Annotated in this window: 14 protein-coding genes; 7 read left to right on the top strand and 7 right to left on the bottom strand. The window is 63.9% G+C overall.

All coding sequences use genetic code 11. From position 1 onward, the window contains the following. A partial coding sequence (locus GEV06_27065; GenBank protein ID MPZ21521.1) for an FAD-containing oxidoreductase occupies positions 1 to 1158 on the bottom strand: 1158 nt, incomplete at its 3' end. 110 nt (positions 1159 to 1268) lie between these two features. Next, positions 1269 to 2003, bottom strand: coding sequence for a hypothetical protein (locus GEV06_27060; GenBank protein MPZ21520.1), 735 nt, complete (start codon positions 2001 to 2003; stop codon positions 1269 to 1271). A gap of 158 nt (positions 2004 to 2161) precedes the next feature. On the opposite strand from GEV06_27060, the gene GEV06_27055 reads away from it, so the two are divergent. The 5 genes from GEV06_27055 to GEV06_27035 all read left to right on the top strand — a co-directional run bounded on the left by GEV06_27055 (position 2162) and on the right by GEV06_27035 (position 4558). After that, the gene (locus tag GEV06_27055; GenBank protein ID MPZ21519.1) at positions 2162 to 2518 is read left to right on the top strand and encodes a hypothetical protein; all 357 of its coding nucleotides are present in this window, start codon (positions 2162 to 2164) and stop codon (positions 2516 to 2518) included. Between the two features lie 317 nt (positions 2519 to 2835). Continuing rightward, positions 2836 to 3288 (top strand): YHS domain protein, encoded by a 453-nt coding sequence (locus tag GEV06_27050; GenBank protein ID MPZ21518.1) that lies wholly within the window; start codon positions 2836 to 2838, stop codon positions 3286 to 3288. Positions 3289 to 3456: 168 nt separating this feature from the next. Further along, on the top strand, positions 3457 to 3657 hold the full coding sequence (locus tag GEV06_27045; GenBank protein MPZ21517.1) for a hypothetical protein: 201 nt from the start codon (positions 3457 to 3459) through the stop codon (positions 3655 to 3657). Beyond that, on the top strand, positions 3658 to 3942 hold the full coding sequence (locus GEV06_27040; protein MPZ21516.1) for a hypothetical protein: 285 nt from the start codon (positions 3658 to 3660) through the stop codon (positions 3940 to 3942). A 118-nt stretch (positions 3943 to 4060) separates the two neighbouring features. Next, complete coding sequence (locus GEV06_27035) at positions 4061 to 4558, top strand: MerR family transcriptional regulator (GenBank protein ID MPZ21515.1); 498 nt, start codon at positions 4061 to 4063, stop codon at positions 4556 to 4558. Here the strand turns inward: GEV06_27035 and GEV06_27030 are convergent. The 3 genes from GEV06_27030 to GEV06_27020 are packed head-to-tail and all read right to left on the bottom strand — an operon-like array spanning position 4548 to position 6860. Beyond that, on the bottom strand, positions 4548 to 5039 hold the full coding sequence (locus tag GEV06_27030; GenBank protein MPZ21514.1) for a hypothetical protein: 492 nt from the start codon (positions 5037 to 5039) through the stop codon (positions 4548 to 4550). The genes GEV06_27035 and GEV06_27030 overlap by 11 nt on opposite strands. Positions 5040 to 5076: 37 nt before the next feature. After that, positions 5077 to 5721 carry a response regulator gene (locus tag GEV06_27025; GenBank protein ID MPZ21513.1) on the bottom strand — a complete coding sequence of 215 codons (645 nt, stop codon included), beginning with the start codon at positions 5719 to 5721 and terminating at the stop codon, positions 5077 to 5079. Then, positions 5718 to 6860 (bottom strand): sensor histidine kinase, encoded by a 1143-nt coding sequence (locus GEV06_27020; GenBank protein ID MPZ21512.1) that lies wholly within the window; start codon positions 6858 to 6860, stop codon positions 5718 to 5720. Before GEV06_27020 ends, GEV06_27025 begins: the two co-directional genes overlap by 4 nt. A 494-nt stretch (positions 6861 to 7354) precedes the next feature. On the opposite strand from GEV06_27020, the gene GEV06_27015 reads away from it, so the two are divergent. Continuing rightward, complete coding sequence (locus GEV06_27015) at positions 7355 to 7804, top strand: ester cyclase (GenBank protein MPZ21511.1); 450 nt, start codon at positions 7355 to 7357, stop codon at positions 7802 to 7804. Positions 7805 to 7859: 55 nt separating this feature from the next. Here the strand turns inward: GEV06_27015 and GEV06_27010 are convergent, their stop codons facing one another. Both GEV06_27010 and GEV06_27005 read right to left on the bottom strand, forming a co-directional pair. Beyond that, entirely contained in the window at positions 7860 to 8066 is a 207-nt protein-coding gene (locus GEV06_27010) for a hypothetical protein (GenBank protein MPZ21510.1), read from the bottom strand. A gap of 75 nt (positions 8067 to 8141) precedes the next feature. Further along, positions 8142 to 8975, bottom strand: coding sequence for a DUF547 domain-containing protein (locus tag GEV06_27005; protein MPZ21509.1), 834 nt, complete (start codon positions 8973 to 8975; stop codon positions 8142 to 8144). 261 nt (positions 8976 to 9236) lie between these two features. On the opposite strand from GEV06_27005, the gene GEV06_27000 reads away from it, so the two are divergent. Continuing rightward, entirely contained in the window at positions 9237 to 9959 is a 723-nt protein-coding gene (locus GEV06_27000; GenBank protein ID MPZ21508.1) for a glycosyltransferase, read from the top strand. Positions 9960 to 10318 lie beyond the last annotated feature (359 nt).

Raw genomic sequence — 10318 nt, 5'->3', positions numbered from 1 at the left:
CGTGTAGGTGCACCACGGAATGACGAGCGCGCTTGCCTTCTTCCGGCCAAAGAAGAAGGCGTTCTGGATCACGATCCGCGCCATGGCGTCTGCCGCGTGTGTGAACTTGTATCGCGAACAGACGTCGCCGGCCGCATAGATGCGGCGATTGGTGGTCCGGAGCCGGTCGTCCACCTGGACTCCCTGCTGTTCGAAGGCCACGCCCGCAACGGCGAGATCGAGATCGTCGACATTGGGCGCCCGACCGACGGCGACCACGATCTCGTCCGCTTCGACAGTGTCCTCACCCGTTTCGCAGGAGAAGGTCACCTGCTTGGCCTGTGACGTGCGAGGCACCTTTGTCAGCGTGGCGCCCAGCCGCATCGTGATGCCCTCCCGAACGAACTGCTGCTCGAGCAGTGCCGCCGTGGCGGGATCTTCGCGTGGTAGTAATCGAGGATCGAGGCTGACGATCGTGACGCGACTCCCGAAGCGTGCAAACACCTGCGCCATTTCGCATCCAATCGGTCCGGCGCCGATGATGACGAGCCGGTCGGGCAGCTCCGTCAACTCGAAGAGCGTCTCGTTGGTGAGAAAGCCGGCGTCGGCCAGGCCGGGAACCGGAGGCGCGGCCGGACGGGCGCCAGTCGCGATGACCGCACGGGAAAAACGCAGGCGCTGGCCGTCGACTTCCACCGCATCGCCCGCGACAAAGCGGGCGTCGCCAAGATAGACGTCAACGCCGAGATCGCGGAATCGGCGCGCCGAGTCGTGTGGGGCGATCGTGGCCCGCAGGCGGCGGAGACGGTTCATGGCCTCGCTGAAGTCCCTGTCGATGGCGCCGGGCAGGCGGATGCCGAATTCCCTCGCCGACTCGATGTCTTGAGCCGCTCGCGCCGCACGGAGCAGCGCCTTCGACGGTACACAGCCATGGTTCAGACAGTCACCGCCCATCAACCGCCGCTCGATGAGCGCGACGCGGGCGCCCAACGCGGCCGCGGCTCCCGCGGAAACGAGTCCCGCGGTGCCCGCCCCAATCACCACCAGGTTGTAGCGGCCCCGTGGTGTCGGGTTGACCCAGTCCGATGGGTGAACATGCGCGATGAGCTCGCGGTCGTAATCGTTATCGCGCAGGATGCCGGGGATCTCAGCGTCCCTCGACCCTTCGACTCCGCTCAGGGTCGCCCTGAGCCTGTCGAAGGGCGACAAGCTCGGGACGTCCTGAGCCTGCCGACGGGCGACCGAAGGCGTGACCTCTCGTTCCGCGGTCGTGGATGCGGCGAGCACACTCACGAAGACACCTCCGAACCGACGGTGGACGATCGCGAGCTGGATTCGCCCAGTGACCGGTGGAGCGCGCGACGTGCCGTACGCGTGACGAGCCAGGCCACGAGACCGGTGGCCACCAATCCACCCCAATAGAGGAGCTGTGTCGCCGACGAGTCGTGCGTCGCCGCACCGCTGGCGAGCTGTGTCGCGCTCGTCAGGAGCGACCCAAGGTAGACGTAGAGCACCGTGCCTGGCAGCATGCCAATCCAGGAGGCGATCACGTAGTCTCGCAGGCGCACGCGCGTCAGTCCGAGCGCGTAATTCAACAGCGCGAACGGGAACAGCGGTGATAGTCGCAGCAGCAGAACGATTTTGAACCCTTCGTGGCCGACGGCTCGATCGACAGCATCAAAGCGGCCGACGCCGGCCATGCGTTGCGCAATCCAGTCGCGAGCCGCGGTTCGGCCGAGGACGAAGGCCACGGTGGCGGCAGCAACGCTCACGGGTGATACGAGGAGCGTGCCGACGAGCGGGCCGTAGAGAAAACCGGCGCCGAGGGTCAATATCGAACCCGGCAGTAGGGCGACGACCGCAGTGACGTAGACGAGTGCGAACACGAGCACGCCGGTTGCGCCGGCACCTCGAATCCATGTCACGAGATCGACGACGGCCTGGGCCACCGGGAGTCGCAACACCAGCAGCAGGATGCCTGCCGCGGCAGTGAGCGATAGCAGTGTGATTGTGCGACGCGACAAGGTCGATACTCCTCAGGTCAATGCCATCCAGTGGATCGGCTGGCTCTCTTGCTCAGTCCCGCCTGGCACTGGATCGTTACATAAAGTTGAGCGAGCGAAGAAATATGTTGACTTTCAACTCAGGTGTCGGGTGCATCCTTAACTGGAGGAGACGCGTGATGACCAGAAAGGCGGGTGTCTTCGTGATGACTGCGATCGTGCTGTGGCCTTCGCGTCCCGCTGATGCGGGCCCGATCACGTTTCTCACCGCACTGCCAGTCCCGCAGTCGCAGGTTGTGATCCGTGGACAGTATTTCCTCATCCGCGCGACAGATGACCCGACGCCGGCCGAGCGGGAGCTGACGGTACAGGACCTACCGCTGGCCATCGCCGGTGGCGTGACATCACGGCTCGCGATCTTCGGCGTCGTTCCAATCGTCAACAAGTCGATGGAGCTGAGTACCCCCTGCCCCTTCTGTGCCTATGGCATCAAGAAGCAACTCGGGACAGTTCGACCCAAGCCCCCCAGCCCGTAGAAGCCCTGGAACACCTGTGCTGCGTGCTCGGCATTGATGAACTTGTCGATCGTCCAGACGAGCATCACCACGAATACCCCAAGGCGCAGGGTCAGCAGGGCAGTTGCAATCCGATCTCGTTCCTCCATGAGCGCTCCTCCCGAGATTGAGCGAGTAACACCCATAGTCTCGCAAAGGCCGCACGCGTTACAGATGCTTCGCGGTGTAACACGGTGGCGCGAGGCGGGACTACAGAGACGGTGTTGTGCGGCGGGGTAGCGACTACGGACGGCGCATTACCTTCGAGCCGCACGGGTGAGAAAGGAGCACGGATGACTATGAAGAAACTCATTGCAGCTATAGCTGGGCTGTCTGTTGCCGCCTTCGCGACGATGGCGGTAGGCGCGCAGAGCAGCCCGGCCCCAGGTGAAGCGGCGCTGGGCGGGTATTGTCCCGTCGCGTACGCCATGATGAACAAGGCGATGAAAGGCGACCCGCAGTACGCGAGTGAGCACGACGGCAAGACGTACCTCTTGAGCAATGACGAGGCCAAGCAGATGTTCGACGGCTCACCTGAGAAGTATCTCCCTGCGTACGAGGGATGGTGTGCGACAGCGGTCGCTCAGGGGATGAAGCTCGAGTCGGACCCGACGTTGTTCACGGTGTACAACGGTCGCACGTACTTGTTTTCCAAGGCCGATGCGAAGGCCATGTTCGACAAGGACCAGGCTGGCACGGTGGCCAAGGCCGATGCCAACTGGCCGAAGCTGGCCGATCAGGCGTCGCAGTAGTCCGACACGGCAGTCCGTCCGCTGTTTCGAAGGAGCGGACGGACTGCTTTCCCGTACCCCATCTACGGTAATCTGCTCAGCGTCATCGCTCGAACTCCAGAGCTTCACCACGCCTGCTGCGGTGGCCCACCCTTGAACAGGGCTTACAATCTTGGGCGGAGGTCAAGGATGTCCGAGCCGATCTACGTCTCACGGGTACGAGTCGAGCGCGTCGCCGGTCCACTGAGGCTCGCGTATTTGCCTGCTGAACAGGAGCCCGTGCGCTTTGGCGCGCATGGGCCCATTGCCGCGCACTATGGGATCCGCGGCGACGTCGCCGAGCCCCATGCCACGACCCTCGATTACATCGTCGCCGCTGCGGGCGGTTGACTGTTGGGAACCTTTGGGGGCGCGCTGGAGGCGCGCGGGATTCAGGCGAGCGGAGGTAACCTCACCGCCGAGGCCGAAGGGGATGTGGAGATCGAGGATGGCGTGCTCGTGCTGCGCCGCATTAGGGTCCACTATCGTTTCGCTACACCCGCGGACGCTGGAGACGTCGTCGAGCGGGTCCATCGGATCCACAAGGAGCACTGCCCTGTGTACCGTTCGATCCACAAGGCGATTGACGTGACCACGACCGTCGAGATGGAGAGGCGTTCGGGGCCTGATTCGTAGAGGAGGCAGGGATCCGACATCACCTACAAGGTGACCAGGAACGCGAGGCGCTTGACTCTGGAGTGAGCTCCAGAGTGCATACTGGTGAGTGACCTACAGTGGAGGGGGTGGCTCAACCATGTTGTCGTCACCGACGAGCGCCGCGTATCACATTGGCGAGCTGGCGGGTCGTAGCGGGCTGACGCGGGATACGCTCAGATACTACGAGCGGCTGGGCCTCCTCTCGCCCGTCAGTCGCACCAGCGGCGGCTTCCGCCTGTATTCCCCGCACACGCTCGGGCGCCTGCGGTTCATCAAGCAGGCGCAAGCGCTCGGCCTCACGCTGCGGGAGGTACGCAATCTCGTGGGTTATCACGATCAAGGCGGCCTGAAGAGGTGCCGACAGGTGCGCGATCTCCTGCGCACGAAAATGACCGACGTGGAAGTGAAGCTCGCTGAGCTCGAGGAGTTTCGGACGACGCTCTCAGCGTATTTGGCGGATTGTGAGCGCACCCTCGATGAGCGCGGGGCGACAAGACAGACGCAGTCCGAATGTCCGGTGATTGAAACGTTGGCGACCGGACGACGAGCCACGGGCCTCGGAGCTCGGGGACGTCGCGCTAGCCTCAGGGAGTAGGAGAGCTCTGTGCGCTGTACTGTGTCGAGCGCAGCAGCACCATCAAGAACAGCACACAGCCAACACCGTAGAGCGACAAGAAGGCGCCGTCCACCGACAGCCACAAGTTCAGGGTGGGCGTGTCTGGCTCGTAGTAGAAGCCGTCCGAGAGATGGTCGAGAATGCGGTAGCCGACAATGCCGTTCAGGAACACACCGAGAACCGCTGCGACACTCAGGTAGAACTGCGTCTGGGCCAATGCAATCGAGGGTATCGCTCCGTTCGACCAACCGGGTATCGCACGATACACCAAGCCGAAGAGCGTCATCCCGACCCATCCGAGCAGCGTGACGTGCGCATGGACGGGTGCCCACGGACATGCGACCTCGACGCCGCCGTGCAGGTAATGACCCAACGGGCCATATCCTGTGAGGAGGCCCAACACGAGCAAGCCAGCTCCCCAGCGAACGAACCTGAGCCCGAGATCCTCGAACGCAGTCATGGTCTCCTCCAGGCGAGGGGGACGCAGAACGAAGGGTCTATTCCAAGACACCCGCTTCGAGCGCTTTCAAGACGGCACGCGTCCGATCGCGGACGCCCATCTTCGACAAGATGACGGAGACATGGTTCTTCACGGTGCCTTCCGTGATGGTCAGCGCCTCCGCGATCTCCCGGTTGCTATAGCCCCGAGCCATGAGACGCAGGATCTCCAGCTCGCGTCCACTGAGTGGGTCCGGCGACGGAAGGCTTGGAAAGTCGCACCGCACGCGCGGTGGCTGTTGCCGAAGTCGCGCGGTGAGGGCCGGCTGTACGAGTGTGCCGCCGCTCGCCAAGCGCCGAATCGCCGTTGTCAATTGCTCGAGGGAGACGTCCTTGAGCAAAAAGCCCCTCGCACCGGCGCGTAAGCCGCCGATCACGAGATGGTCCTCGTCGAACGTGGTGAGGATCAGCGTGGGCGGCAGCGCGTTCGACCACTGGAGGGCGTTGAGGACGTCGAGCCCGCTCCGCTTGGGCAAGTACATGTCCAGGAGCACGACATCCGGCTTGACCCGCGGAATGACTTCCAGTGCCTCTTCGCCGTCGCGTGCTTCCGCGATCACCTCGATATCGTCCACAAGGTCGAGCAGCGTGTGGATGCCTTGTCGCACCAGCGTCTGATCCTCGACCACGCAGACCCGGATCATGAGCCGTCTCCGGACACGGGAATCCAGGCGTCGACCTCGAAGCCCCGCGCCGGCTTCGCGCGGACATCGAGCCGGCCACCCACCAACTCCACGCGCTCCCGCATCCCGGTCAGGCCATGCCCAGAACGGATCTCCTTCGCGCCTCGACCATCGTCTCGCGCACGCAAGGTGATCTCACCGTTCGACGTGACGAGCTCGATCCACAGGGTGGTGGCGTTCGCGTGACGGATGGTGTTCGTGACGATCTCCTGCACGCAGCGCAACACCGTTTGGGCGTGCAGTGGATCGGTAATCGTCAGATCGTCGGGTACCGTGAGATGAATGCGTGGCTCTGGGACGGTCTCCGCGAGCGTCCGGAGGGCGTCTGCCAGACCAATCGGATCCTCTGCGCGCAGGGCGCCAACGACGCCACGTAGATCAGAGAGCAGCGTTTTGGTGACCGCCTGTGCGCGCTGGATCTGTGAGCTCGTCGCGGGGGCCGCCATATGAGTGGCCGCCTCCAGGTTGAGGCTCAACGCCGTGAGATGGTGACCCAGCGTGTCATGGAGCTCACGTGATATGCGCTCGCGCTCGGCGAGCCGGCTCGTGTTTGCCAGCAGCTCGCGCGTCGCCCCCAGCTCCCGGTTGGCGCGTGCGAGGTCGGCACGCGCCGCCGCTTCACGCGCCGTGAGGAAGCAACTAAACAATGCCAGCACTTGAAAGCCCAGGTGCGTGGTCACCAACAACAGCGCGACAGGCGTCCCCACTGAGAACGGCAGGATGGCGCACATGGCAGCGGCCTGCACGACCACCCACAGCAACGCCCGTCCGAGGGGCAGCACCCACCCGAGCTGCGCGGCCACGGTCACCAACAAGCTGCCCTCCAAGCCGCTGCACACCACACGAATCATGACCAGCGGCGCGACCGTCTGGACGACGAGCGACGCCATGTGCAGCGGTCGCGTCCGCCGGGACCACTCCCGCCAGCCGGTGAGCGCGAAGGCCACACCGAAGACGCTGTAGCAGACGAGCCACAGCCAATACTGGGGCCGGCTGAGGAGAGAAGCGTTGTCCGTCACGCTGACAGCGACCGGCAGGCCAGCCAGCCCCCACATGACGAAGCCGCCATACCTGAGCAGTCGCAAGGTCTCGATGGTCATCGCGTAGATCGGCCCTCAACGCCGGGCCGCATAGTTCATTCTACGCAGCGCAAGAGATGTTTCGACCCTGCCAGAAGTCATGCCTTCGGGACATGACTTTCCGCACTGGGCGGCGACAGACCGCCTTCCCTATTGTTGTGCGAGCCCTCCGGGGCGCTCCCGGACACGAAGGTGAGGAGGAACCCATGCGCACCGTGTGGACAGTTATCGCCATCAGCACCGCGTTCGGCCTGTGCCTAGCCGCCGCAGTCTGCTCCGCCGCAGCCGGTCCGCCCGAAGATCGGGTGACACACCTCCTACCGTCCTGAGCAGGATCGAATGCGGTGTCAGCCCCTGACCAGTGTTCCGGCCCGCTGACTTCGAAAGCAAAAAACGGGGTGAAACCAAATAGCCGCGGCGGCATTATCGCTGTCTGGTCTTCGTTCCAGGTCCGGTGGATATGCCGCCATCCACAGGCCCGGTCCCCGCAACGGCAGCAAAGAAAGGCGTTCACGATGTCGAAGGAACAGGATAACAAGGCGCTCGTCGGCCGATGGTTCACGGGATTCTGGGGCAATCCCTGGAATCCCAGGATCGTCGACGAGCTCGCAGCCCCCAATATTCTCCTGCAGTATTCGCTGCATGCGCCGCGCCGTGGTCGCGAGGACGTGAAGGCGTTCATGATCGGGTTTCGAGAGGCGTTCCCGGACCTGAGTTTCGCGGGCGCGGCCGACCTCATCGCCGAGGGTGACTATGTGGTCGGTCGCTGGGTAGGCGGGGGCACGCACACGGGTCCTGCCTTCAACGACTTTCTTATCGGTTCTCTTCCGGCGGCTTCTGGTCGGAAGATGCGGTTCACGGGCACGACCGTGCTTCGTGTCGACCATGGCAAGATCGCAGAAGAGATCGGCCTGGACGATGGGGTGACTGCGTTGATGCAGCTCGGCCTCGTACACGCATCCTGATCGAACATCCCGACTTTTTCCGGGCCGACGCGCCCCTTCAGCGACGTAGGTGTCCTCATCGTTCGGAGGTGGGGTTCTTGGCGACGGTCGCCCTGAACCCCGACTTATCCGACACCACGCGGGCGATCGTGTCAGCGGTGGTCTTCGAGGCGTCGTAGGTGACCTTCGCCGTATTCGCTTCCAGGCTCACCACGGCGTCCTTGACCCCGTCGACGCCCTTTGCGGCCATCTTGACCGCCGCAGCACAGCCGCCGCACGTCATCCCGTCAATGGCGAACACGCTGACCTGATCGTTCTGCGGCTGCGCCTGTTGAGAGGGATCAACTCGTGAGGAGGACTAGCGCGGAATGTCGTTCAGCGTCCAGTCGTAGTCCAGATAGCTGATGAATGCCTGCCCTCGCGCCGCGAGCGTGGCCGCCTCGCGCGGACCGTATCGACCGACAACGCCGAGAGTCGCGCGCTCCACTGCAGAACGGGAGCCCGATCCCTCGGCCGCGAAGCCCGCCACGAAATCTTTGCCGTACCACTTGAAGATGCTGGAGACCCTCAGCGTGGTGCCGTCGACAACCAAGCCGAGCGGGCTGGTCAGATATCGTCGGGCGGCGTCATCCAGTTGTTGATCGAGGGCGGCGGCACGGTACGGTGCAATGGCCAGCGGTGGGCAGCTCACCGACGCGCAGTTCACGGCGAAGTGAATACGCGGCTCAGCAAATTCGCGGCGAATGATTCCGTGCTCGATGTCGTCGAGCGTGACCCGCCGGCCGGCCGCCTGCCAGGTCAGCTTCGTCCAGACGCCATCAATCTGTCGAATGCTGTTCCGAGGATACAGACTGAACCAGCTCCCGTTGATGGGGTAATGATCGACGATGACCCGCAGCGTAAAGATGTTGTAGGCGTTGATCCAGAACGCCAGTTGTTCCGCTCGGCTCCACTTCTGGATGTCGGACGGACGCACCGCATTGAGTGAGGCCACCACGCGATCGAGGTGCGCGCGGTTGGCTTTCAGGCGTGTATAGTCGACACGGTCATCAACGACATGCTCACCGAGCAGTGCGGCGTAGTCGCTGTAGTCGTGGTCAAATGGCTCCGTTGCGGGCCCAGCGACGGCGGGTGTGGTCACCGCAAGCAATCCGACGAGCGCGAACCGTGGCAGCATCATTCCGAGGGACATGGATATACCTGTGCTAGCGCTCCCGCCAATCGAGCTCCTGCTCGATATATCGGGTCACGCGGTCCGTCACGTCTGTGCAGGTCAGCATAGAGGCCCACGACCCTGCGCGCGACGGAACGCCACTGCCTGGGGCGTATCAGAGCGCCTGGAGAAGAGTCCTCGAGATTCCCGGAGCGTTACATGCGTAGACCGGCATAACGATCGGACGGACCGTAACGCCGGCCGCGTCCCGGGGACCAGAAAAGGGGAGGAGCCCGTACGCTGAAAATCGCCGTTATCGTCCCGGCCTTGAACGAGGAAGCTACGATCGCGACCGCGATCGCGAGGGTGCCGTATCCACCCGAGCGTGTAACGGTCGTCGATAACGGCTCACGTGACCAGACGACGGCACGCGCGCGTGCCGCCGGCGCACGCGCAATCCCGGAGGGTCGGCGTGGTTACGGCCGGGCTTGCCTCGCGGGTATTGCCGCCAACCGCGACGCGGACGTCTTGGTCTTCATCGACGCCGATCTGAGTGAAGATCCGGCGGACATCCCGAAGCTCGTCGAACCGATTGTGCGCGATCAGGCCGACCTGGTATTGGGCTACCGCACGGGCGCCGAGCGGCTCTGGCATGCCCGGCTCGGGACCAGGTTCTGTGTGTGGCTCATCAACCGGCTCTGGCACTGTGCCTATCGCGACCTGGGTCCGTTCCGTGCCATCCGTCGCACGGCGCTCGAGACGCTCGAGATGCATGACGAGACCTGGGGCTGGACCATCGAGATGCAGACAAAGGCCGTCGAGGCGGGACTCCGCTGGCTCGAGGTGCCGGTGTCTTCCGGCGCGCGGGCCGGCGGTCAGTCAAAGATCTCCGGCACGCTTCGGGGTTCCATCCGCGCGGGCGCCAAGATGTTGGGCACGATTCTCTATCTCCGCCTCACGCGACAACGTCGCACGTGTAGATATGACGTCTGCTACGGTCGAGACTCTTCCCGTGGCCGCTAACGAGCGGTGAGCGTCCGCGTTCCCGCGATGTGCTGCAACCCCCAGCTCGCCACGACACGGAGAACCGCCCGTAGAGCCGTTCCCTTCTCAGTGAGTGTATAGGCGTAGGTGCCGGCGTTCGTCATCCTGCACTTCGTCGCACTGGACCGATCGCGAAGCCTCGGTCGAGAGCGGTAGCCGTTGGCTCGTTGAGCTCGAAGAGTCCGATATACTGGCGCTTTCGACCGGTGGCGGGTCGTGGCCTTCCTGGGTCTTGGCGTCACCGGGCGCTGCCCATGCCATGCACGACGCGGAATCGGAATTGATCGAGCAACTGCTCGCCGGCGACGAGACCGCCTTTGAGCAGCTGGTCAACCGTT

It is taken from the genome of Luteitalea sp., from assembly GCA_009377605.1.
GTDB lineage: Bacteria > Acidobacteriota > Vicinamibacteria > Vicinamibacterales > Vicinamibacteraceae > WHTT01.
The sequence above is the reverse complement of the archived record's forward strand: the minus strand, read 5'-3'. Positions and strand labels throughout refer to the sequence as shown.

Excerpts from the sequence above, each read along its gene's own strand:
- GEV06_27055 (MPZ21519.1), top strand. The coding sequence starts at position 2,162 with ATGACCAGAAAGGCGGGTGTCTTCGTGATGACTGCGATCGTGCTGTGG.
- GEV06_27050 (MPZ21518.1), top strand. The coding sequence starts at position 2,836 with ATGAAGAAACTCATTGCAGCTATAGCTGGGCTGTCTGTTGCCGCCTTC.
- GEV06_27045 (MPZ21517.1), top strand. The coding sequence starts at position 3,457 with ATGTCCGAGCCGATCTACGTCTCACGGGTACGAGTCGAGCGCGTCGCC.
- GEV06_27035 (MPZ21515.1), top strand. The coding sequence starts at position 4,061 with ATGTTGTCGTCACCGACGAGCGCCGCGTATCACATTGGCGAGCTGGCG.
- GEV06_27030 (MPZ21514.1), bottom strand. The coding sequence starts at position 5,039 with ATGACTGCGTTCGAGGATCTCGGGCTCAGGTTCGTTCGCTGGGGAGCT.
- GEV06_27025 (MPZ21513.1), bottom strand. The coding sequence starts at position 5,721 with ATGATCCGGGTCTGCGTGGTCGAGGATCAGACGCTGGTGCGACAAGGC.
- GEV06_27020 (MPZ21512.1), bottom strand. The coding sequence starts at position 6,860 with ATGACCATCGAGACCTTGCGACTGCTCAGGTATGGCGGCTTCGTCATG.
- GEV06_27015 (MPZ21511.1), top strand. The coding sequence starts at position 7,355 with ATGTCGAAGGAACAGGATAACAAGGCGCTCGTCGGCCGATGGTTCACG.
- GEV06_27010 (MPZ21510.1), bottom strand. The coding sequence starts at position 8,066 with ATGACGTGCGGCGGCTGTGCTGCGGCGGTCAAGATGGCCGCAAAGGGC.
- GEV06_27005 (MPZ21509.1), bottom strand. The coding sequence starts at position 8,975 with ATGTCCCTCGGAATGATGCTGCCACGGTTCGCGCTCGTCGGATTGCTT.